At 62.2% G+C, this 22,469-nt stretch carries 27 protein-coding genes; 16 read left to right on the forward strand and 11 right to left on the reverse strand.

Features of this window, described 5'->3' with window-relative positions; translation table 11 throughout:
- Positions 1-3 precede the first annotated feature (3 nt).
- Positions 4-1,497, forward strand: coding sequence for a replicative DNA helicase (locus ISX84_RS11365; protein ID WP_195820486.1), 1,494 nt, complete (start codon positions 4-6; stop codon positions 1,495-1,497).
- Positions 1,498-1,531: 34 nt separating this feature from the next.
- Here the strand turns inward: ISX84_RS11365 and ISX84_RS11370 are convergent, their stop codons facing one another.
- Positions 1,532-1,963: an NUDIX hydrolase gene (locus ISX84_RS11370; RefSeq protein ID WP_195820487.1), complete on the reverse strand. Its 432-nt coding sequence runs from the start codon at positions 1,961-1,963 to the stop codon at positions 1,532-1,534.
- Positions 1,964-2,227: 264 nt separating this feature from the next.
- Here ISX84_RS11370 and ISX84_RS11375 point away from each other — a divergent pair, with 264 nt between their 5' ends.
- From ISX84_RS11375 to ISX84_RS11435, 13 genes are all read left to right on the forward strand, one after another.
- A complete protein-coding gene (locus ISX84_RS11375) occupies positions 2,228-3,016 on the forward strand; it encodes a DUF1194 domain-containing protein (RefSeq protein WP_195820488.1) in 789 nt (262 codons plus the stop codon).
- 82 nt (positions 3,017-3,098) lie between these two features.
- Positions 3,099-4,130 carry an alanine racemase gene (gene alr, locus ISX84_RS11380; protein WP_195820489.1) on the forward strand — a complete coding sequence of 344 codons (1,032 nt, stop codon included), beginning with the start codon at positions 3,099-3,101 and terminating at the stop codon, positions 4,128-4,130.
- Positions 4,130-4,903, forward strand: coding sequence for an MlaE family ABC transporter permease (locus ISX84_RS11385; RefSeq protein ID WP_195820490.1), 774 nt, complete (start codon positions 4,130-4,132; stop codon positions 4,901-4,903). Before alr ends, ISX84_RS11385 begins: the two co-directional genes overlap by 1 nt.
- Positions 4,900-5,646, forward strand: coding sequence for an ABC transporter ATP-binding protein (locus ISX84_RS11390; protein WP_195820491.1), 747 nt, complete (start codon positions 4,900-4,902; stop codon positions 5,644-5,646). The genes ISX84_RS11385 and ISX84_RS11390 overlap by 4 nt, the downstream gene beginning before the upstream one ends.
- 186 nt (positions 5,647-5,832) lie before the next feature.
- Complete coding sequence (locus ISX84_RS11395; RefSeq protein WP_195820492.1) at positions 5,833-6,591, forward strand: DNA repair protein; 759 nt, start codon at positions 5,833-5,835, stop codon at positions 6,589-6,591.
- 50 nt (positions 6,592-6,641) lie between these two features.
- The gene (gene radA / locus ISX84_RS11400; protein ID WP_195820493.1) at positions 6,642-8,003 is read left to right on the forward strand and encodes a DNA repair protein RadA; all 1,362 of its coding nucleotides are present in this window, start codon (positions 6,642-6,644) and stop codon (positions 8,001-8,003) included.
- Positions 8,004-8,032: 29 nt separating this feature from the next.
- On the forward strand, positions 8,033-8,587 hold the full coding sequence (locus tag ISX84_RS11405) for a CvpA family protein (RefSeq protein ID WP_195820805.1): 555 nt from the start codon (positions 8,033-8,035) through the stop codon (positions 8,585-8,587).
- Positions 8,588-8,754: 167 nt separating this feature from the next.
- Complete coding sequence (gene purF, locus ISX84_RS11410; protein WP_195820806.1) at positions 8,755-10,236, forward strand: amidophosphoribosyltransferase; 1,482 nt, start codon at positions 8,755-8,757, stop codon at positions 10,234-10,236.
- Positions 10,237-10,282: 46 nt separating this feature from the next.
- Positions 10,283-10,687 carry a DUF1801 domain-containing protein gene (locus ISX84_RS11415; RefSeq protein ID WP_195820494.1) on the forward strand — a complete coding sequence of 135 codons (405 nt, stop codon included), beginning with the start codon at positions 10,283-10,285 and terminating at the stop codon, positions 10,685-10,687.
- Positions 10,688-10,718: 31 nt separating this feature from the next.
- A complete protein-coding gene (locus ISX84_RS11420; RefSeq protein ID WP_195820495.1) occupies positions 10,719-11,372 on the forward strand; it encodes an SDR family NAD(P)-dependent oxidoreductase in 654 nt (217 codons plus the stop codon).
- Positions 11,373-11,445: 73 nt separating this feature from the next.
- Complete coding sequence (surE, locus tag ISX84_RS11425) at positions 11,446-12,231, forward strand: 5'/3'-nucleotidase SurE (protein ID WP_195820496.1); 786 nt, start codon at positions 11,446-11,448, stop codon at positions 12,229-12,231.
- Positions 12,228-12,872 (forward strand): protein-L-isoaspartate(D-aspartate) O-methyltransferase, encoded by a 645-nt coding sequence (locus ISX84_RS11430; protein ID WP_195820497.1) that lies wholly within the window; start codon positions 12,228-12,230, stop codon positions 12,870-12,872. Before surE ends, ISX84_RS11430 begins: the two co-directional genes overlap by 4 nt.
- A 65-nt stretch (positions 12,873-12,937) precedes the next feature.
- Entirely contained in the window at positions 12,938-14,140 is a 1,203-nt protein-coding gene (locus tag ISX84_RS11435; protein ID WP_195820498.1) for a LysM peptidoglycan-binding domain-containing protein, read from the forward strand.
- A gap of 281 nt (positions 14,141-14,421) precedes the next feature.
- Here the strand turns inward: ISX84_RS11435 and ISX84_RS11440 are convergent, their stop codons facing one another.
- The 4 genes from ISX84_RS11440 to tatA are packed head-to-tail and all read right to left on the reverse strand — an operon-like array spanning position 14,422 to position 16,840.
- Entirely contained in the window at positions 14,422-15,267 is an 846-nt protein-coding gene (locus ISX84_RS11440; RefSeq protein ID WP_195820499.1) for an ATP-binding protein, read from the reverse strand.
- Entirely contained in the window at positions 15,264-16,178 is a 915-nt protein-coding gene (gene tatC / locus ISX84_RS11445; RefSeq protein WP_195820500.1) for a twin-arginine translocase subunit TatC, read from the reverse strand. The genes ISX84_RS11440 and tatC overlap by 4 nt, the downstream gene beginning before the upstream one ends.
- A complete protein-coding gene (gene tatB, locus ISX84_RS11450; RefSeq protein ID WP_195820501.1) occupies positions 16,175-16,627 on the reverse strand; it encodes a Sec-independent protein translocase protein TatB in 453 nt (150 codons plus the stop codon). The genes tatC and tatB overlap by 4 nt, the downstream gene beginning before the upstream one ends.
- A gap of 3 nt (positions 16,628-16,630) precedes the next feature.
- Complete coding sequence (tatA, locus tag ISX84_RS11455) at positions 16,631-16,840, reverse strand: twin-arginine translocase TatA/TatE family subunit (protein WP_195820502.1); 210 nt, start codon at positions 16,838-16,840, stop codon at positions 16,631-16,633.
- Between the two features lie 225 nt (positions 16,841-17,065).
- Between tatA and ISX84_RS11460 the strand changes: the two genes are divergently transcribed.
- Together ISX84_RS11460 and ISX84_RS11465 are read left to right on the forward strand one after the other, a co-directional pair.
- Complete coding sequence (locus ISX84_RS11460; protein ID WP_195820503.1) at positions 17,066-17,440, forward strand: hypothetical protein; 375 nt, start codon at positions 17,066-17,068, stop codon at positions 17,438-17,440.
- A gap of 27 nt (positions 17,441-17,467) precedes the next feature.
- Entirely contained in the window at positions 17,468-18,133 is a 666-nt protein-coding gene (locus ISX84_RS11465; RefSeq protein ID WP_195820504.1) for a helix-turn-helix transcriptional regulator, read from the forward strand.
- Positions 18,134-18,187: 54 nt separating this feature from the next.
- Here the strand turns inward: ISX84_RS11465 and ISX84_RS11470 are convergent, their stop codons facing one another.
- The 6 genes from ISX84_RS11470 to ISX84_RS11495 all read right to left on the reverse strand — a co-directional run bounded on the left by ISX84_RS11470 (position 18,188) and on the right by ISX84_RS11495 (position 22,383).
- Complete coding sequence (locus ISX84_RS11470) at positions 18,188-18,418, reverse strand: glycine zipper 2TM domain-containing protein (RefSeq protein ID WP_195820505.1); 231 nt, start codon at positions 18,416-18,418, stop codon at positions 18,188-18,190.
- 102 nt (positions 18,419-18,520) lie between these two features.
- A complete protein-coding gene (locus ISX84_RS11475) occupies positions 18,521-18,889 on the reverse strand; it encodes a Lin0512 family protein (RefSeq protein ID WP_195820506.1) in 369 nt (122 codons plus the stop codon).
- A complete protein-coding gene (locus ISX84_RS11480) occupies positions 18,882-19,232 on the reverse strand; it encodes a Lin0512 family protein (RefSeq protein WP_195820507.1) in 351 nt (116 codons plus the stop codon). The genes ISX84_RS11475 and ISX84_RS11480 overlap by 8 nt, the downstream gene beginning before the upstream one ends.
- Positions 19,233-19,253: 21 nt before the next feature.
- On the reverse strand, positions 19,254-20,336 hold the full coding sequence (locus ISX84_RS11485) for an ABC transporter ATP-binding protein (protein ID WP_195820508.1): 1,083 nt from the start codon (positions 20,334-20,336) through the stop codon (positions 19,254-19,256).
- A 145-nt stretch (positions 20,337-20,481) separates the two neighbouring features.
- Complete coding sequence (locus tag ISX84_RS11490; RefSeq protein ID WP_195820509.1) at positions 20,482-21,600, reverse strand: DNA alkylation repair protein; 1,119 nt, start codon at positions 21,598-21,600, stop codon at positions 20,482-20,484.
- Positions 21,601-21,603: 3 nt separating this feature from the next.
- Complete coding sequence (locus ISX84_RS11495) at positions 21,604-22,383, reverse strand: SDR family oxidoreductase (protein WP_195820510.1); 780 nt, start codon at positions 22,381-22,383, stop codon at positions 21,604-21,606.
- Positions 22,384-22,469: the final 86 nt, after the last annotated feature.

A 22,469-nucleotide genomic window follows, 5' to 3' on the forward strand; every position in this document is an offset into this window, starting at 1 on the left:
GGCATGAACGAAATCGCAGCATTCAATCCAACCGGCGTCGACGTGCAATCGCCGGAGACCATGCCGCACTCCATCGAGGCTGAGCAACAGCTTCTGGGCGCGATCCTGACCAACAATGACATCTACGACCGGGTGGCCTCTATCATCGGTCCGAAACATTTTTATGACCCCGTGCATGCGCGCATCTTTGAAATTGCCGCCGCCCGGATCGCCAAGAACAACCTTGCCTCTCCGGTCACGCTCAAGGCCTTCATGGAAGACGATGAGGGGCTGAAGGAGCTGGGCGGCCCCGCCTATCTCGCGCGCCTTGCGGGTGCCGCGATTTCCGCCTTTGCCGTGCGCGACTACGCGCAGATGATCTATGATCTTGCCGTGCGCCGCGACCTGATCCAGCTGGGCCGCGAAATCTCCGACAAGGCGGCGACGGTCGATGTCGCCTCCGAGCCGCGCGAGCAGATCGTTGAGGCTGAACAGGCGCTCTATAAACTGGCGGAACAAGGCCAGGTTGAAAGTGGTTTTCAGAGCTTTCTCAAAGCCGTAACGGACGCTGTTAATGTAGCTAATGCCGCCTATCAGCGTGACGGCGGCCTTGCGGGCGTTTCGACCGGCTTGATCGACATGGACAAGAAACTGGGCGGGCTGCACCGCTCCGACCTGCTCATTCTTGCGGGCCGTCCGTCCATGGGCAAAACCTCGCTGGCCACCAACATCGCCTTCAACATCGCCAAGGCCTACAAGCGCGGCCAATTGCCGGACGGCTCCGAAGGGGCCATCGACGGCGGCGTTGTCGGCTTCTATTCGCTTGAGATGAGTGCCGAGCAGCTCGCCGCGCGGATCCTGTCAGAGGCAGCAGAAGTGCCCAGCGAACAGATCCGTCGCGGCGATATGACCGAGACCGAATTCCGTCGCTTCGTCGATGCCGCCAAGGCGCTGGAGGCCTGTCCGCTTTACATCGATGACACGCCCGCCCTGCCGATCTCGCAGCTGGCGGCCCGTGCGCGGCGTCTGAAACGGACCTACGGGCTCGACGTGCTGATCGTGGACTACCTGCAGCTGGTGCGTGGCACCGGCAAATCCGAGAACCGCGTGAATGAAATTTCCGAGATCACGATGGGCCTCAAGGCCATCGCCAAGGAGCTGGACATCCCGGTGATCGCGCTCTCGCAGCTCTCACGTCAGGTGGAAAACCGCGAGGACAAACGCCCGCAGCTCAGCGACCTGCGCGAATCCGGCTCCATCGAACAGGACGCCGATGTGGTGATGTTCGTGTTCCGCGAGGAATACTACAAGGAACGCGAAAAACCGGGGGATCACGATCTGGAAGCCATGGCCAAGTGGCAGGAAGAGATGGAACGCCTGCACGGTCGCGCCGAAGTGGTCATCGGCAAGCAACGCCACGGCCCCATCGGCACGGTTGAACTGAGCTTCGAGGGCCGCTTCACCCGCTTTGGCAACCTCGTGCAGCCCTGGCAGCAAGGCGGCGACCGGGAATTCTGACCCCGACCGGGTATTTTCACGTATCCTACAACAGTTAAGTGCTGTCGCGTTCAACCGCATGCGCAAGGCGCAGTACGTCATCGACGTTCGCGCTGCAGGAAAGCCGCCCCTCTAGAACATCGGTTGCAGGCACCCAGGCCGCTGCGCTCGCGTCGTCATTCGCCTCCGGCGTTCCACCCAGGTAGTCGCAGAGCACCGCCGCGAGCAGGAAATGAAACTGCATGTCGCCGTGCGTGTCGCGGTGTATGACATCAACATTTGTGAGATACTGCACGGGTCGCCCAAGCACGCCAGTTTCCTCCCGAAGCTCCCGCGCCGCCGCTGCAAGCGCCGTCTCTCCGAGGTTCACATGCCCGCCGGGAAACCCCCAGAGGCCTGCATCCGGCGCGTTTTTGCGCTTTACCAGCAGGACATGGTCCACGCGGATCACCACGGCAAGCGCTGCCAGTCTGGGCGTGCTGGTCATGATCGGTGCGATTCCCCCGTGCCGTGTCTTCAGATCACCATAGGTGGAAAAGAGGGCGCTTGCGCAACAAACATCATGCAACGACAATCCAGCCGGATGATCTCAACCCAGCGTGCTGGTTGTACATCCCCACCCGCTACTCTCGACATACGCGGGTGCGGTTTGCGTCGGATACCCTGCCCGAATCTTCGCGAATTGCCCCGTCGCATGCAGCTTTATCATTTGTGATTGGACAGGCTCCGCATTCTCTGGCGCAATGGGCACATGCGACACTGGCTTGCCTTGCTCCTGATCCTGCCCACCTTCCTGTCCGCACAAGATGTCGAAGTGGATGTGGAGCTCTTCCTGGCCGTGGATGTCTCGCGTTCCATGTCGCCTGCGGAGCTGGAAATCCAGCGGCGCGGCTATGCCGAAGCGCTCACCAGCCCGCAGGTGATGGAGGCCATTGAGAACGGTCTGTTGGGCCGCATCGCCATTACCTATGTGGAATGGGCGGGCGAGTACTCGCAGCGGGTTGTCGTGCCCTGGACCTTGCTGGCCACACGACGGGAGGCGCAAGCGATTGCGCACAGGATCACGGCCCGGTTCGATGCGGGGCTCAGGCGCACGTCCATCTCGGGTGCCCTGCTCTATGCCGCGGAGGATTTCGATGGGAACGGCTTTCAGGGCCTGCGCCGGGTGATCGATGTCTCCGGCGACGGGCCGAACAATCAGGGCCGCCCGGTGGAACGCGCCCGTGATGCGGCGCTGGCAGAGGGGTTCATCATCAACGGTTTACCCCTGATGACGCAGGATCAGCTCAGCGAGATCTGGGGCATCCCGGATCTGGACATCTACTACCGGCACTGCGTGATCGGCGGACCGGGGGCCTTCGTGATACCGGTTCTGGCCTGGGACCAGTTCGCCGATGCCGTCAAACGCAAGCTGGTGCTGGAGATCGCCGGCCTGCCCGCGCGCATCTACCCTGCGCAACTCGCACAAGAGCAACCCTACGATTGCCTGATCGGCGAAAAGATGTGGGAGCAGAACCGGGCCTACTTCGATATTCCCTGACAGGGCGGCACCATCTGCGCATGGGCTTGCCCAAGGCCCAATTTCCACTTGACGCTCGCCCGATCCCTGTCAAAACGCGGGGATGGCCAGTGCAGTTCTTTCCATCGATATGACCGCCTTGATTGACAATTGGCGCAACCTCAGCGCCATGGCGAAATCGGATGCCGGTGCCGTTGTCAAAGCGGACGCCTATGGTCTGGGGTTGAAGCCCGTCGCCAGCGCCCTGGCCCGGGCGGGCGCCCGCACCTTCTTTGTCGCCATGGCCGAAGAAGGTGCTGCCCTGCGGCAGATCCTTGGCAAGGGCCCGCAGATCAACGTCTTTTCGGGACATATGGAGGGCGACACCGCCCTGATCCGCGACGCCGACCTGACGCCGATGCTGAATTCCATCGACCAGATGCTGCGCCATGTGGAGACCCTGCCCGGCCACGCTTTTGGCATCCAACTCGACACCGGCATGAACCGGCTGGGCATGGAAGACGCGGAATGGGCGGCGCTGCGGGATGTGGCGCTTGGCCAGAACCTGACGCTTGTCATGTCGCACCTCGCCTGTGCCGATGCGCCCGATCACGCGATGAACGCGCGACAGTTGCAAACCTTCGTAGAGATGACGGACGGGATTGACGCGCCCCGTTCGCTGGCCGCGACCGGTGGCACCCTTTTGGGGTCTGACTATCACTTCGACATGATCCGCCCCGGGATCGGGCTCTACGGCGGTCTGCCGTATGTGGATGCCCGCCCGGTCGTGTCCCTGCACATTCCAGTGATCCAGATCCGTGATGTAAGCGTGGGCGAAACGGTGGGCTATTCGAACACCTGGGTGGCGCGCGGCCCGTCGCGGATTGCCACCATCGCTGCGGGATATGCCGATGGGATCATTCGGGGCATGGGACCAAGCGCGCATCTGCACACCGGCAGCTCCGCCGTCCCCGTGGTCGGGCGGATTTCCATGGACATGATCGGTGTCGATGTGACAGGCCTCGCCGAGGAGCCCGAAACCCTGGAACTGATCGGCCCGCATCAATCGGTGGACACCGTTGCCGGATTTGCCGATACCATTGGCTATGAAATTCTGACCTCTCTGGGAGCGCGGTACAAACGCGTTTACGTCTGATGAAACCGCTCGCCCTGATAGGCCGCACCGTGATGGCGGCACTGGCCACGATTGGCCGCATCGCCCTCTTCGGCGTGCAGGCCGTCAGCCATATGCTGCGCCCGCCGTTCTATGGCCGCGAATTCCTCTCTGCCCTGCTCAACATCGGCTGGCTGTCGCTGCCGGTCGTGGGTCTCACAGCCGTCTTTACCGGGGGCGCACTGGCGCTGCAGATCTACGCGGGCGGCTCACGCTTTAACGCCGAGGCCGTGGTGCCGCAGATCGTCGCCGTGGGCATGGTGCGCGAACTTGGCCCGGTGCTGGTCGGCCTCATGATCGCTGCCCGCGTGACCTCTTCCATTGCCGCCGAAATTGCGACCATGAAAGTGACGGAACAGATTGACGCGCTGGTGACGCTGTCCACGCATCCGATGAAGTACCTGACCGTCCCACGGGTACTCGCGGCCGTTCTGGTCGTGCCGCTGCTGGTGGGCGTGGGTGACATCATCGGCGTCTTTGGCGGCTATGCCGTGGCCACAGGCACGCTCGGGTTCAACCCGGCGGGCTACATCCGCAACACCGTGAATTTTCTGGAGCCGCTGGACATCATCTCCTCGCTCACCAAAGGCGCGGTCTTCGGCTTTGCCGCCGCCCTGATGGGGTGCTTTCACGGCATGAATTCCGGACGCGGTGCCATGGGCGTGGGACGGGCCACGAAATCCGCCGTCGAAGGTGCCGCAATCCTGATCCTCGCCGCCAATTTCGTGCTCACAGGGGTGTTTTTCACGCTATGATCGAGATGAAGGGCATCCAGAAAGCTTTCGGGTCGAACCACGTGCTGCGCGGCCTCGACCTGTCGATCCCCAAGGGCACCTCCATGGTGATCATTGGCGGGTCGGGCACCGGTAAATCCATTGCGCTGAAGTGCATCCTCGGCCTCGTCAAGCAGGACAGCGGCAGCATCACCGTCGATGGTCAGGACGCGAGCAAAGGGGATCGCGATGCCTTTCTGGCGCGGTTCGGCATGCTCTTTCAGGGCGGCGCGCTCTTTGACAGCCTGCCGGTCTGGCAGAACGTCGCCTTTCGCCTGCTGCGCGGCTCGCTTAAACGCCCGCGTGAAGAAGCGCGCGAGATTGCCATCGAAAAACTGCGCCGCGTCGGCCTGAAACCGGATGTGGCCGACCGTCTGCCTGCTGAGCTATCGGGCGGTATGGCCAAACGTGTGGGTCTCGCCCGCGCCATCGCCGCCGAACCCGAGATTATCTTTTTCGACGAACCCACAACCGGCCTCGACCCGATCATGTCCGGCGTGATCAACGAGCTTATCCGCGAGATCGTGGTGGAGATGGGCGCGACGGCCATGACCATCACCCACGACATGACCTCCGTGCGCGCCATCGCCGACAATATCGCCATGCTGCATGATGGCGTGATCCAATGGACCGGACCGGTGAGCCAGATGGATACCAGCGGCAATCCCTATCTGGACCAGTTCATCCAAGGTAAGGCCGACGGCCCGATCGAAGCTGTCAGGTAAGGGTTTCGGCGACAATCTTCGCCGGAACAAACGGTTGATCACGCCCCGCGAACAATCTTCGCGCATAGGGTGCGCCGTTCACCAATATCCTGCTTTCATTATAATTTTCGCCAGTTTTATGTTATTCTTGCTTTGTACCGGCGTTTTCTTGCCGATCTGTAGTGATTTTGTTCGGAGTAATTCATCATGGAACAGGCCCGCCCTCTTGTCGCGATTGCCCGCTCTGTCTGTCAGACCTTTTCGCTCTTTCTGATCGTCACCTCCGCGATTGTGCTGGTGATTGGTTCCGCACTGGCGTTTGCCGGGCTGCTGCCCTGGCTGGAGCTGCAGGTGGGTGTGAACGGTGTGCCGGTCGATCAGGCAGGCATGTACGCACAGCTGGCCTTGACCGCCTTGCTTCTGGTGCTGTGCTTTTTCGTGCCCACCAACAGCCGCATCCTGCGGTTGGAGGCAGCGCATCACGGGTTTTCGATGCGCATGGAGGACGTGACCCGGGCCTATGCGCTGGCCCATGCGGAAGACCGCAAGGGTGTTTTTCAAGCCACGGCGGAATATGACGCGGTCAAGGAGCGCATGGAATTTCTGCGCGATCATCCGGATCTGAGCAGTCTGGAGCCCGATCTTCTGGAAGTGGCCGCGCAAATGAGCCAGATCAGCCAGAGCCTCGCGCAAGCCTATGCCGACGAAAAGGTAGATCGCGCGCGGGAGTTTCTTGTGCAGCGGCAGCAGGAGGTTGCGCTGTTTCAAGACCGGCTCGACCATGCCAAGGCGCTGAACTACGACATCCGTCAGTGGCTGAACCGGGTAGAGATGGACGAAGCGGTGGCGCAGTCCCAACTGGACCGGCTGGTCAGTGAGTTGGATGAAGTATTGCCCGAAGCCCGAAAGCAGGCAAAGGGCACCGCCGGACGCGTTGTGCGTCTGAGCAACGTTGCCGCTGAGTAGCCCACGCTTTACCCTTTGACGCGGCAGGACGGCTGGGGCATGAAAGCCGAATGGCAAAATCCCCCTCCTTTTCCTGTTCCGCCTGCGGCAATGTCACCACCAAATGGGCCGGGCGCTGCGAAGCCTGCGGCGAGTGGAACACCATCTCCGAAGACGCCGGCATCTCAAAAGGTCCAGCCAAATCGCTGGGCGGCAAGCGCGGTGCGTCGATTGTCCTGACCGATCTTGCGACCGAAGAGGCCCCGCCGCCCCGGACCAAAGCGGGGATCGAGGAATTGGACCGCGTTCTGGGTGGGGGTCTGGTACCGGCCTCTGCGATCCTCGTGGGTGGCGATCCGGGCATCGGCAAATCCACCCTGCTCCTACAGGCCGCGGCGCAATTTGCCCGCTCGGGTCTCAAGACCATCTATGTCTCCGGCGAAGAGGCCGCGGCGCAGGTGCGCATGCGCGCGCAACGGCTCGGGCTGGCGGATGCCCCGGTAAAGCTGGCCGCCGAAACCAACCTACGCGATATTCTGACCACGCTGGAGGCGGAGAAACCGCAGCTGGCCATCATCGATTCCATCCAGACCATGTGGGCCGACAATGTGGAAAGCGCGCCCGGCTCGGTCAGCCAGGTCCGTGCCGCCGCCCATGAGTTGACCAGTTTCGCCAAGCGCAAGGGGATCAGCGTGATCCTCGTGGGCCATGTGACCAAGGAAGGCCAGATCGCAGGCCCCCGCGTGGTCGAGCATATGGTCGATACCGTGCTCTATTTCGAGGGCGAGCGTGGCCACCAGTTCCGCATCCTGCGCGCGGTGAAAAACCGCTTTGGCCCGGCGGATGAGATCGGCGTCTTCGAGATGACCGGCCAGGGGTTGTCCGAGGTCGCCAACCCCTCCGCGCTCTTTCTCTCTGAACGGGGGGAACCCTCACCTGGATCTGTCGTCTTTGCCGGGGTTGAAGGGACACGCCCCGTTCTGGTGGAATTTCAGGCCCTTGTCGCCCCCTCCCCCCATGCACAGGCGCGCCGCACGGTTGTGGGCTGGGATGGCGGGCGGCTCGCCATGATCCTCGCGGTGCTGGAGGCGCGCTGTGGCATCCCCTTTGCCGGCCTCGACGTCTATCTCAATGTCGCAGGCGGCATGAAGGTCTCCGAGCCTGCCGCCGATCTCGCCGTGGCCGCGGCCCTCCTGAGCGCCCGGGAAGACGCGGCATTGCCCGCCGACACGGTGGTTTTTGGCGAAATCAGCCTCTCCGGCGCGCTGCGTCCCGCCACTCAGACCGAAAACAGGTTGAAAGAGGCGCAAAAACTTGGTTTCACCGCTGCAATTGCCCCCGGGGGCGGCAAAGCTGTTGGTGTCAGCGGGATTTCCCTGAACACGATGAGCGATCTGACCGGCTTTGTGGGCGAAATATTTGGCGCAGGCTGAAAGCCAAAAACGGAGAGGCGTTGAGCACTATGGAAGGTTTTACCATCATTGACGGCGTTGTGGCGCTGGTCATCATCGTCTCGGCGCTTCTGGCCTACGGGCGCGGGCTTGTGCGCGAAGTCATGGCGATTGTCGGCTGGATCGCCGCTGCTGTGCTGGGGTTTCTCTTTGCGCCGCAGGTGGAACCGCTGGTGCGCGAAATCCCCGTTGTCGGTGAATTCCTCGCAGACAGCTGCGAGCTGTCGATCATCGGCGCCTTTGCCCTCGTCTTTGCCGTGGCGCTGATCGTGGTGTCGCTTTTTACGCCGCTCTTTGCCTCGGTGGTACAGCGATCCGCCCTTGGCGGCATCGACCAGGGGTTTGGCTTTGTCTTTGGGGTGGCGCGGGGCGTGTTGCTCGTGGCCATCGCCTTCTTTGTCTATGAGACCGTGGTCACAGGCGAAACCTACACCGTTGTCGATGAAAGCCGTTCTGCCGTGGTTTTTGGGCAAGTCTCCGACCGCATCCAGAACTCAGAGCCTGAGCAGGCGCTTGGTTGGATCACCCAGCAATATGAAACGCTTGTCGGCAACTGCGGCGCCTGATTTTTCTGCGGAGAGCTGCAGGTTTCCCGCAAGACGTGTTGCCACCGTTGCCGCGAGGCGACAATTCCGCGTGAGATCATGATAGTTTCGTGACAGTAGCCGCCTGACACCCTACATACGGGGCGACGCCTCTTACCGGATTCGGAGCTGCCCCGTTGTCCAAGATCATGCCTCCCGCACATCCTTTTGACACCTCCTTTCTGCGCGACGCGGAGGAGGACGACAAGCTCAAGGAGGAATGCGGGGTTTTCGGGGTCATCGGCGTCGGGGATGCCGCGAATTTCGTGGCCCTCGGTCTACACGCCCTGCAGCATCGCGGGCAGGAGGCCGGCGGTATCGTCAGCCATCACCCGGAACACGGGTTCCAATCCGCCCGGCGCTTTGGCTACGTGCGCGACAATTTCACCTCGCAGAAGGTGATGGAAACCCTGCCCGGCCCGCTGGCCATCGGCCATGTGCGCTATTCCACCACCGGCTCCAAGGGCCAGACGGCGATCCGCGACGTGCAGCCCTTCTTTGGCGAATTCGCCATGGGCGGGGCGGCGATTGCGCACAATGGCAACATCACCAATGCCAACGCCCTGCGGCGCGAGCTGATCGAGCGTGGCTCGATCTTTCAATCGTCTTCGGATAGCGAATGCATCATCCACCTGATGGCTCGCTCGCTGCAACGCACCATCCCCGAACGCATGGAGGACGCGCTGCGCCGGGTCGAAGGCGCCTTCTCCGTGGTCGCCATGACCCGCACCAAACTGATTGGCGTGCGCGATCCGCTGGGCGTACGTCCGCTGGTGCTGGGCAAGGTGGGCGAAGGCTGGGCGCTCAGTTCCGAGACCTGCGCGCTGGACATCATCGGCGGCGAATTCATCCGCGAGATCGAGCCGGGCGAAATGGTGGTGATCACCGCCAACGGCGTGGAATCGCACTTCCCCTTCCGGCCGCAAAAACCACGCTTCTGCATCTTTGAACATGTCTATTTCAGCCGTCCTGACAGCATCCTCGGGGGCCGCTCCGTCTATGAAACGCGCGAGGCCATCGGACGCGAGCTGGCCAAGGAATCTCCCGTCGAGGCCGATCTGGTCTGCCCCGTGCCCGACAGCGGTACACCGGCGGCCATCGGCTATTCGCTGGCCTCGGGCATTCCCTACGCCATGGGCATCATCCGCAACCAATACATGGGCCGCACCTTCATCGAGCCGACCGAGCAAATCCGCAACATGGGTGTACGGCTGAAGCTCAATGTCAATCGCGCGCTGATCAAGGGCAAGCGGGTCATTCTGGTGGACGACAGCGTGGTGCGCGGCACCACCAGCCGCAAGATCAAGGAGATGATCTTGGATGCAGGCGCCAAGGAAGTGCATTTCCGCATCGCCTCGCCCCCCACTGCCTGGCCCTGTTTCTACGGCGTGGATACGCCCCAGCGCGAAAAACTGCTGGCCGCCACCATGTCCGAAGAGGAAATGCGCGACCATCTGCAGGTGGACAGCCTCAAGTTCATCTCGCTGGATGGCCTCTACCGTGCCGTGGGCGAGGCCGATGGCCGCAACAGCGTGCAGCCGCAATACTGTGATGCCTGTTTCTCCGGCGAATACCCGGTTGAGCCCGCCGACCAGATCGAAAGCGGTTTCGAGATGAAGGCGGCGGAGTAGCCCTCTCCTGACAATAGCCGTCAGCAGAGGGCGTCAGAATAACAGAATGCACCCCCTACCCGATGACATCGCCGCGACGATTGAAGCCTGGCCCAAAGCCGCACAGGTTCGATTTGCGGCCTTGCGGGAAGCCCTGCATGACGTCGCTGCTCGCGCCGATATCGGCGAGGTGACCGAGACCCTGAAGTGGGGCCAACCGTCATGGCTGCCTGCCAAACCACGGATCGGCTCCACCCTGCGCTGTGGCTGGCATGCCAGCGATCCGGATCGTTTCAGCCTCTACGTGCATTGCCAGACCACCCTCGCGGAGGCGATGCGCAGCCTTTATCCGCAGGCCTTTGACTATGACGGCCAGCGGGCCCTGCGCATGTCGCTGGCGACCCCCACCCCGATGGAGGCGATGGAGCACTGCGCCCTTCTGACGCTGACCTATCACCGCAAGAGCGCTTGACGCGCGCGCGCAACCCGCGCATGACCGCCGCATGACAAAAACAGCCCTTATCACCGGCGCGTCCCGTGGCCTTGGCGCCGCCCTCGCCGAAGCCCTCTGCCCCTCCCACCACATCATCGCCGTGGCCAAAACCACCGGCGCGCTGGAAGAGCTGGACGACCGGATCACCGCACAAGGCGGCAGCGCCACACTCGCCCCGATGGATGTGACCAACGCAGAAGCCATGGCGACGCTCTGCCGGGGTATCTTCGACCGCTGGGGCAGCCTTGATCTATGGCTGCACACCGCCATCCACGCGGCTCCTTTGGCGCCCGCCGATCACATTGATGCCAAGGATTTCGCCAAATCCACCGCCTGCAACGTCACCGCCACCGCCACGCTGATCAGCTATGTTGCCCCTCTGCTGGGCCAAAACGGGCAGGCGGCATTCTTCGATGATCCAAACGCAGGCGCAAAATTCTTCGGCAGCTACGGCGCCACCAAATCCGCGCAAATCACCCTCGCCAAAAGCTGGCAGGCCGAAACCATCAAAACCGGCCCCAGGGTTCACATCCTGACACCGGAACCGATGCCTACGGCCACCCGCGCCCGCTTCTTTCCCGGCGAGGACCGCGCGCCCCTGAACGATCCCGCTGGGCAGGCGAAACGGCTTCTGGCAGAGATACAGGTTTCATCGGCACTATAAATATGCCCGCCGGAGGCACCCACCCTTGCCGCCTGCACACCCCTCGCCTATCAAGGCGCAAAGGGACCCATTCATGCGCATTCTCATCACAAATGACGACGGTATCAACGCCCCCGGTTTAGAGGTGCTTCATGCCATTGCAACCGAGCTTGCCGGCGAGGGCGGCGAGGTCTGGACGGTCGCCCCCGCTTTTGAACAATCCGGCGTTGGTCATTGCATCAGCTACACCCATCCGATGATGATCAGCGAGTTTGGCCCCCGCCGCTTTGCCGCCGAAGGGTCACCCGCCGATTGCGTGCTTGCCGGTCTGCATGACGTGATGAAGGACACGCCCCCCGATCTGGTGTTGTCGGGCGTGAACCGGGGCAATAACTCCGCAGAAAACACGCTCTATTCCGGCACCATCGGCGGCGCGATGGAAGCCGCCTTGCAGGGCCTGCCCGCCATTGCCCTGTCGCAATACTACGGCCCCGGCAATGCCAAGACGGCGAACCCGTTCGAGGCAGCGGCCCAGCATGGCGCCGAGGTGGTCCGGCGCATTCTGGCCCGCACGCCGGAAGAAAACGGCGGCTACCGGCTGTTTTACAACGTGAATTTCCCGCCGGTGACCGGCGCGGACGTCAAGGGCATCCGCCTCTCCACGCAAGGCATGCGCCCGGGCACGGGGTTTTCAACCGAACCACATCTCTCCCCCTCGGGCCGCCGCTTCCTCTGGATCAGGGGCGGTAACCAGCAGATCGCCACGGCGCCCGGCTCGGACGCTGCCGACAACCTTGAGGGCTATGTGTCTGTGACACCGATGCGGGCGGACCTCACGGCCCACGACATGATGGAACATCTCTCGGGCATCGCCACATGAGCGAGGACGCGGAACGCAAAATGCAGTTTCTCTATGCGCTCCGCTCCAAGGGGGTCACAGACAAACGCGTGCTTTCCGCGATGGAGGCGATTGACCGCGGGCCGTTCATCCGGGGCATCTTTTCGGGTCGCGCCTATGAGGACATGCCGCTGCCCATCGCCTGTGGCCAGACCATCAGCCAGCCCTCGGTTGTCGGGCTGATGACCCAGGCCCTGCGCGTCAGCCCGCGCGACAAGGTGCTCGAGGTCGGCACCGGCTCGGGCTATCAGGCCGCCATCCTCAGCAAGCTGGCGCGGCGTGTCTATACCATCGACCGGCACAGCCGCCTGGTGCGCGAGGCGCGCGACCTCTTCGACGATATGGGGCTAACCAACATCACGGCCATCACGGCAGATGGCAGTTTCGGCATTCCCGATCAGGCCCCCTTCGACCGCATCATCGTCACCGCCGCCGCAGAGGACCCGCCCGGCACCCTGATGGAACAGCTCAAGGTCGGTGGCATCATGGTGGTCCCTGTCGGGCAATCCGATGCGGTGCAGCACCTGATCGTGGTGCGCAAATCGGCAGAAGGCATTGAATACGAAGAATTGCGTCAGGTTCGTTTCGTGCCTTTACTCGAAGGCTTGGGAAAGGACACATAAGCTGTTATAAAGGGTGTTATAAAGTGTTGGACCAACCGACGCGTGGCCCGATTGAGGACAAGCAGATGACCCTGACGATTTCGCGCAGACGAGCGTGCCTTTCGCTGATGACCGCAACGTCACTGGTGGTGTTGACCGCCTGTACCGATCCGCTGGATTTCGACCTGCGCGGAGGCCTCGGCGGCTTCAGTACCGCAGGCGCAGCAACCGGCGTGACAACGGCAGAGCGACCGCAGCCCGATGATCGCGGCGTCATCTCCTACCCGAACTATCAGGTGGCGGTGGCCGAACGCGGTGACACGATCCAGAGCATCGCATCGCGCCTCGGCGTCAGCACGCCGGAACTGGCGCGGTTTAACGGGATCGAGGCCGACGTGCCGCTGCGACAGGGTGAGGTGATTGCCCTGCCGAAACGGGTGGCCGAACCCTCCGCCGCAACCGGCGCCGTGGCGACAGGCCCGATCCAGTCCGGGAACGTCGACATCGGCACGCTGGCCGGTGATGCGATCAACCGGGCCCCCGAAGGTCAGGGGGTGCAAACCGCCGCCCTGCCCCCCGCAACAGCGGCACCAGCCCCGGGCCCGCAAAGCGGCGAAGAGCCCACCCGCCACAAGGTAGAGCGGGGCGAGACTGCCTACACCATCGCGCGCCTCTATCAGGTGCCGGTCAAATCACTGGCGGAATGGAATGGTCTGGGCTCGGATTTTGCTATCCGTGAAGGGCAGTATCTTTTGATCCCGGTCGCGAAACAGGCAGCCCCTGCCCCGGTTGCAACCGCCGCGGTGACCCGACCCGGCGCGGGCTCTCCGACACCGACGCCGCCCAGTGCTGTGAAGCCCTTACCGGACACAAAACCACAGAAAACCGTTGCCGCCCCGCCGCCCGTGGATGTGGGAGAGCAGACGCAAACCTCCTCTGACGCGCGTATGGTGTTCCCGGTCTCTGGCTCGATCATCCGTGAATACGCCAAGGGCAAGAACGAAGGCATCAACATCAAGGCCGATGCCGGCGCGCCCGTTAAAGCGGCCGATGCAGGCACGGTGGCTGCAATCACCAAAAGCGCTGACGGTGTGCCGATCATCGTCGTCCGGCACGACCCGGAACTGCTCACCGTCTATGCGAATGTGACGGATGTCTCGGTTGAGAAAGGCACCAAGGTGACACGCGGTCAGCCCATGGCCAAACTGCGCAGTGGCAGCGACGCCTACGTGCATTTCGAGGTGCGCAAAGGTTTCGACAGTGTTGATCCGATGCCCTACCTGCAGTGACGGGCGCATCGGTTCAATTAGTCTAAAACTGTCAAAGCACTGAAGTGGCAGGGGAAATGCCGTGATCTTACCCTAGTAGAGGGTCACGCGCCCTTTTGCGGCCGTGTTTTGCGGTCATGACGCAGCTTTCAATCGGGCTACCCAAACCTTCCCAGCCTCATTTTCCCTAGAAACTCAAGACAGGCGAGTTTGCAAATCACTGCGCACAACTTTGCAAAGTATTCGAGCTGCAGTCAGGCCCTGTGCACGCCGCGCCGAGGTTGTTCGCTTGATCCAACCGGTCAATCGGCGAGTACCACACCCCGCCTACCCGCCAAATCGGTGAAATACTGCCAGGCCACCCGACCTGACCGCGCGCCACGGGTGGCCTGCCATTCAATGGCTTCCGCGCGCAGGTCATCTTCCGAGATTTTTACGCCATAGGCATCGCAATAGCCGCGGATCATCTCCAGATACTGGTCCTGGTCACAGGGGTGGAAGCCCAGCCACAGCCCGAAGCGATCAGACAGCGATACCTTTTCCTCAACCGCTTCGGAGGGGTTGATCCCGCTGCCACGCTCGTTTTCGATCATGTCACGGGGCATCAGATGACGCCTGTTCGATGTGGCGTAGAGCACCACATTCTCGGGTCGCCCCTCAATACCACCGTCCAGCACCGCTTTCAGGCTCTTATAATGCGCATCGTCATGCCCAAAGGACAGATCGTCACAAAACAGGATAAAGCGATACGGTGCGCCGCGCAGCAGGTTCAGCAACCGACCAACAGAGGGCAGATCCTCGCGCTGCAGTTCCACGATACGCAAAACCTCATGTCGTGCATGAACTTTGCCATGTATTGCCTTCACAAGGCTTGATTTTCCCATACCCCGCGCACCCCAAAGCAGCGCGTTATTCGCCGGCAGCCCGCGGGCAAGCTGTTCGGTATTCTTCAGCAAGGTGTCCCGGGATCGGTCCACACCAACCAGCAAAGGCAGGTCCACCCGCGCGACACGCTGTACCGGCTCCAGACGATCCGGGTCCACATGCCAAACAAAGGCCGGCGCCACGGAAAAATCAGGCGCGGGTTGCGGCGCTGGCGCCATGCGCTCCAGTGCCGCCGCGATGCGGTCCATCGGATCGTCGATCACTTCAGCTGATCCTCGGAGATGTCATCGGCTTCTTCATCGTCATCCTCGAACCAGACACCTTCCTCGCGCAGCTTAGCTTCGCGCTTGGTCTCCACCCGCCGGACAAGGAAAATAGACACCTCGTAGAGCCCGTAGACCACCGTAAAGAGGATGCCCTGCGTGATGACATCGGGCGGCGTGACCAATGCAGCCAGCACAAGAATGGCCACGACAGCATACTTCCGGACGTTGCCAAGCCCCTCGGCATTCACCAACCCGGCCTTGCCCATCAGTGTCAAAAGCACGGGCAGCTGAAAGCAAAGCCCGAAAGCCATGATGAATTTCAGCGTGATATCTAGGGATTCGTTCACCTTGCCGAAGAAGGTAATGCGAATACCCTCCTGCGCGGCACCGGCGACAACCGGCACCTGATCGGCACCGGTGATAGACCCCATAAGATCGGCGATGATCGAAGGCACATCCGCAAAGCCGAGGAAAAACGCCATGGCCAGCGGGGTCACGACGAAATGTGCAAAGGATGCGCCCAGCAGGAACATGACGGGCGAGGCGATCAGGAAAGGCAGAAAGGCGTTCTTTTCCGTGCGGTAAAGCCCCGGCGCCACGAAGCGCCAGAGCTGCACCCCGATCACCGGAAAGGCCAGCGCAAAGCCAAAGACCATCGAGATGCGGAACAGCGTAAACAGGTATTCCTGCGGCGAGGTATATTGCATCGTGGGCGATGGATCGCCCAATTCGCGCAGGGTTTCCTCGATCGGCCCCAGGAGGAACTGCAGGATCGGCTCCGCCACCGTAAAGGCCAGCACAATGCCGATCAGAAAGGCGATCACCGAGCGGATCAACCGCGTGCGCAGTTCTGCCAGATGTTCGATCAGCGGGGCGGCGCTTTCGTCAATGTCGTCAGATGCGCTCATGTTTCACTCTTTGCGGGGGGTTCGGCATCGCGCGCGGCCTCAAGCTCGGCCGCCTTGGCCTGCGCTTCCTGCGCCTCTTTCATCTTGCGATCCGCTGCAGCGCGCGCCGTCGCGGCCTGAATTTTCTTTGTATCTTTTGCCCGCTGCTCGGCCAGCTTGCCGGTCTCACTGTCAGGATCGAACTTCCCCAGATCGGCAGCGGCGTTTTTCACGCCATCCATCGCGGAGTTGATCGGGTTCGTTGCCGTTTTCAGCCCCTTGGCCACGTCCTTCATGCCGGTTTCATCGGCGGCATCATTCATGGCCCGGCTGAACTCGCGCGCCATGCCCTTGGCCTTGCCCACGGCCTGCCCCAGCTTTCGGAACAGAACCGGCAAATCCTTGGGACCCACAACGATGAGCGCGACGATGCCGATGACCAGCATCTCCGTCCAACCGATATCGAGCATGGTTTAGACCTTGTCTTTCTCGGTCTCGGGCGTGACGTCCTTGGCCTCTTCGGCCTTGGCGATTTCGTCCTGGCCTTCGCTGATGCCTTTCTTGAACGAGGTGATGCCCTTGCCCACTTCGCCCATGAGGCTCGAGATTTTGCCGCGGCCAAAGAGCACGAGCACCACCACGGCAATCAGCAGCAGGCCCGGCAGACCAATATTGTTCAACATATCATTTCTCCCATATCGTGCGAATCCCGACAACAGGGACCCGCTCAAGTCGCGTATAGAATTACGGAAATCCCGCAGGCCCCGAAAGCGCAGATGCGCCCAAACGGCTTTGAACGCCCGTCACTTATTCAAGAAATCGCGGTCCTTGAACATCAACTGACAGGTTTATGTCAGTTGATGTCTGCCATGTCCACGTCGAACGCAAGATACAGAAAGGATACGTTCATGCGCAGACTCACGCGTCTTACCCCCCTTGTACCCTTTGCGGCAGCGGATGCTGCCGGGGGCGGCACGGCACAGATGCCGGTTGCCGAAATTGTGACCTACACCGTCAAGGAGGGTATCAAAACCGAAGACCTGTTGCAGGCGGCGCGCAAGACCGAAGCCTTCCTGCGCGACACCGGTGCCGTCCTCTCCCGTCAATTGTCGCGCGATGAGAGCGGCCTCTGGACCGACTACATCCTCTGGACATCGCTTGAGGCGGCCAAGGCCACCGAAGCGCAGGCAATGGAACGCCCTGAATTCGCTACATTCTTTGCCATGATGGCGGAGGGATCAGCGCAGTTGCGCCATGCGCCGGTTCTGATGCAGATGGACTAGACGGCGGGTCGGTGGCAGGGTCGACCCATGCGCCGCACTGACCGCCTTTTCGACATTATACAGATCCTGCGTGACGGGAAACTGCACCGCGCGCAGGACATCGCGGAAACCCTCGAAGTCTCAACCCGCACGATTTACCGCGATATGGATACGCTCGTGGCCTCCGGCGTGCCGGTGGAGGGTGAACGCGGCGTGGGCTACATGATCACCGAAGCCATAAGCCTGCCGCCGCTGAACCTCACCGTTGCGGAGCTGGAGGCGCTGAACCTCGGCATGGCGATTGTGGCGGAAGCCGCTGACCCTGATCTGAAAGCCGCCGCGCTCAGCCTTACCGACAAGGTTGATGCGGTCCTGCCCACAAAGACCATCGCCGATGCCGATCAGTGGAAATTTGCGGTCTACCCTTTCGCGGATGCCGCACGCGGGTTCGCCCACATGCCGACGCTGCGCGCGGCGATCCGGGCCAAGCAGAAACTGCGCCTGACCTATACCTCCAAGGAGGCGCGGGTGACCACGCGGACGATCCGCCCCCTGCACATGGAGTACTGGGGGCGGATCTGGACGCTCACATCCTGGTGCGAATTGCGCAATGATTTCCGCGTGTTCCGGGTCGATTTGATCCAAACGGCAGAGGCGCTTCCGGAGCTTTTTGTCGATGAGCCCGGAAAGACGCTGGCCGACTACGTGCCCTGAGGCGTCGCAGATCGGTCACCGCGCAAGGAGTGTGGGACGCTAACGCTTTTGCGCTCAGCAGCCCGCCGCGTTGTTCCCGGCAAGACCACCTGCCACCGCACCACCTGCGGTCAGGATATCTCTGCCAGATCCGCCACCCAGCTGATTGCCAACAGCAGCACCGGCCAGAGCACCGGCGACACCGGCGCCGGCACATCCGACCTGCCGTTGTTGTTGCGGGGTTGTTGCGCAGGCCTGCAGCACTGCCATCACACCCAAAGCGCTGAGAATACCGAATTTTTTCATCGTACTGGTCCTTTTTCAAACATTAGGTCGCCCGCGACATGCAGCGCGCCCGTAAAGGGATAACGCATAAAGTCCGAAAATAGTCCAAACTATCAAAAAAAGTTACTGGCTTTGAGCGCGCAGCCGCCAATCGGTTTGCGGCGGCAGAAAAGCCTCGACGCTGGCTTGCGCGATCACAATCGGGTCATCCGTGTCCGTGCCGACGTTCAGCCCGCCCTTGACCACGCGCACCTCTGCGCGGCCCCGCGGCAGGGTAGACACGAGGGTGTCCACATCCACGGCCTCGGGGTCTTGCACCCCGACGGTGACCTGAACCCGCATCTGGTCGTGGCTCAGCCCAACCGCACCAAAGATCGGCAGCGACGAGTGCCGAAACGCATCCTCGATCGCACGTTTGGCCGCCTTGGTGTAATCCTGCCCGTGCAGGTCGTTGCCCATGCCCATTTCGATGATCAGACGTTGTTCAGCCATCGGCCCGCTCCATGTCAAAGCCCACGGTCAGCGCCACATTGGCCATGATCGTCGGGTTGCCCTCGCCCTCCGGGCGCGCAATATCCAGCCCGCCGTGCTGCACATGCACCTCTGCCTGACCGTAGGGAAAGACCTTGAGCACCTCGGCCACATTCACCGCCTCGGGGTTTTGCACGCCAATGTCGACGCGGATCTGCATATCCGTTTTCTCAAACCCGAACAGCTCCGCCAGGTTGATCGAATTGTGCCAGAGCGCGTCCTTCACCCCCCGCACCGCCGCCTGCGTATAGTCGCCGCGCCGCAGCGAGGTGCCCATCCCGAATTCCACCAACAGTCTTGTCATCGCCATCCTCCTCTGTGCCCCTCAGGCATCGAATACAAAACACCTGTCACGCCGGATCGTCAGCCACATGACGGTCCCCGGCTGCGGCAGGAATACATTGGGCACCGTCGCGCGCAGAACGGAACCGTCATAGTCCATCGCAAATTCCACAAGGCTTTCATTGCCCATGAACCGCGCCCGCTGCACGACGCCCCGCGCTGCGGTGCCATCCGTCGCGGTCGGTTTGGGCCCCTGCCCGTTCCGGTCGAAATCAATGCGCAGATGTTGCGGCCTGAAAACGATGTGCACATCCGTGCCATCCGGGACCCCGGGGGCGAGAAACTGGCCGAAGGGGGTTTCCGCCAAGGCGCCGCTCACCGTGGCCTGCAGCACATTTGCATCCGAGAAGAAAGCCACGGCAGCGCGGTCCACGGGACGGGTGTAGACGTTATAGGGCGCGCCCTGCTGCACGATCCTGCCGTCGCGCATCAGGGCGATCTCATCGGCCATGCGCATGGCCTCTTCGGGCTCGTGGGTGACCAGCAGGACGGCGGTATTCTCTTCCTTGAGGATGGTCAGGGTCTCGTCCCGGATGCCATCCCGGAGCCGGTTGTCGAGGCCGGAGAAGGGCTCATCCATCAGCATGATCTTGGGCCGGGGCGCCAGCGCACGCGCCAGCGCCACCCGCTGTTGTTCACCGCCCGACAGCTGATGCGGAAACCCGTCGATAAAGCGTATGAGGTCGACCCGCTCCAGCAATTCCTCGACGCGCGCGCGTTTCTGGGCTTTGGTGGCCTTTTTCAGGCCAAAGGCCACATTTTCGGCCACGCTGAGATGCGGGAAGAGGGCGAAATCCTGGAACATCAGGCCGATCTCGCGCCGCTCCGGCGGCAGGCGGAAAATCGTGTCGCAGACCAGCTGACCGTCCACGTAAATCTCGCCGCTGTCCTGTATTTCCACGCCCGCGATCATGCGTAGCGTGGTGGATTTACCACAGCCAGACGGGCCCAGCAGGCAGGTCACCTGCCCCGGCTGAATGGCGATGCTGACATTATCGACCACGGCGCGCCCGTCAAAGACGCGGCACAGGTTCCTGATGTCCAGCCGTGCGGGGGGAGTGGTCACGTGGTCGCCCAAATCCGATAGATTTCATCGGATAACGGGCTATCAGCCCTTTGCCGTGCCCGCAAGCGCTGTGGCCTCATGTTGCATTCTGCGGCGCGGGCAGATCGTCTTGCGCGCGGTTCAACCGGTGCAGCCAAAGCCCGCCTTAGCGCAGTTCGAACGACGCCTGCGCGCGGTCCACACCATTGACCTGAACCGTGATCAGATGTGTGCCGGGATGTAGTGTGAATGTCGTCGCGTCGCCTTTCAGCTTGTGAACCTTGCGCACCTCGAAGGGTTTTGCCGGTGTGCTCTTGCCCTGCTTCAGCTTGAACACTTTCTCCGCCTGTTTGCCGCCCGGGCGGGCAAAGGTGATCCTGTAGTCCACCAGGAGCGGCAGATCGACCTCCGCCGCGACACGGCAGGAAAAGCACAAGGCCTCCCCCATGGCGACCTGCGGCGTTTCGATACCAAGGGCGACGGACACCGGCACCTCGCCGTCAAACCCCAGGGCGGTCATCGCGCCCGGATGCCCCTGCTTGATCAGGGTGCGCAGGGCGTGACGGGTCATCCAGTCCAACTCCTTGGGTGTCTGCGTCGCCTGTGCCTGCCACGCCGACAGCCTGCCGAGCACCAGATCGTCATGGGTTTTCGAGAGGTCATTGAGATGGTTCGCGACAGAGCGTGTCACATAGCGCGTGGAATCCCCCTGCAGCCGGTCGAGCAGCGGCAGGGTCTGATCCGGTGTCAGCGTCACGGCCTTGGCCCAGGGCAGTTTCGGACGCGTGCCTTCGCTCACCAACCGCCGGACATGGTAGTTCTGGTCCGCGGCCCATGTGTCCAGATCAGCAAGCGTTGCCTCGGTCCAGCGGTTGAGGAAGGGGCGGATGTAGAATTCCATCGAGAACCGCTGCGTGGCGCGGTAAAGCAGCTCCATCGCCCGGTCCCGATGGTCCTCAAGCCCGTGCCGCACGGCCAGAATGCCCGGTACCGCGTGAATGAACTTGCCAAAATCATCGTCTTTGAGGCTGGGGTCCAATGGCGGCGGCATGGCGGCTTCCAGCTGCTCGGCCATGGTCGGAAAGTCACCCGCCAACTGCGCCTCGATGCAATCGGCGAGCCAGTCCAGTCGCGCCATCAGTTCACGGTCGGGAAATCCGGCGAGCGCCTCCGCCTGGAACCTGTCGGCATCAAAGCCAGGGACAGCATTGGCGTATTCGCTGGCCAGCTGGCCAACCGTCTCGGCATTGAAAAGCGCATCTTTGAGAGAAAACCGTTCCGCCATGGATCAGATCGTGGCGTTGGTGGCGCCGCCATCGCACAGGATGTTCTGCCCGACGATGAAGCCTGCGTGCTGTGAACACAGGAACGCGCAGGTGGCACCGAATTCCTCTGCCGTGCCATAGCGTCCGGCGGGGATGGTGGCGGAGCGGCGCGCGCGCGCTTCTTTGATGGTGATGCCGTCCCGCTTGGCCACGGGGCCGTCCAGCGCCTCGGCCCGGTCGGTTGCGTGGATGCCCGGCAGCAGGTTGTTGATCGTCACGCCCGAGCCCGCCACCTGACGGCTGGTGCCCGCGACATATCCCGTCAGCCCGGTGCGCGCCGCATTGCTGAGCCCCAGCTGCGGAATCGGCGCCTTGACCGATTGCGAGGTGATGTTGACCACCCGGCCCCAGCCCCGCTCCATCATGCCGGGCACCAGCGCCTTGATCATCGCGATGGGCGTCAGCATGTTGGCATCCAGTGCCTTGATGAAATCTTCCCGGTCCCAGTCGTGCCACATGCCGGGAGGCGGACCGCCCGCGTTGTTGACAAGGATATCGACGTCCCGGGCTGCGTCGAGCACAGCCGCGCGCCCCTCTTCCCCAGTCACATCCGCCGCCACCGTTTGAACAGAGACACCATGGGCCGCGCGAATGGTTTCCGCCGCGGCCTCCAGCGCATCTGCGCCGCGCGCATTCAGGATCAGATCGCACCCCGCAGCCGCCAGTGCCTGCGCGCATCCAAACCCCAACCCCTTGGAAGAGGCACAGACAACCGCCCGTTTACCTTTAATCCCCAAATCCATGTCATGCTCCTCCGGTGATTCATCGCATGCGTAGCACCTCCCACGCGGTGGAGACCAGTAAAACACCGGGAAGTTGACCGGGACCG

This window comes from Roseobacter sp. MH60115 (assembly GCF_015644665.1).
Classification (GTDB): Bacteria; Pseudomonadota; Alphaproteobacteria; order Rhodobacterales; family Rhodobacteraceae; genus Roseobacter.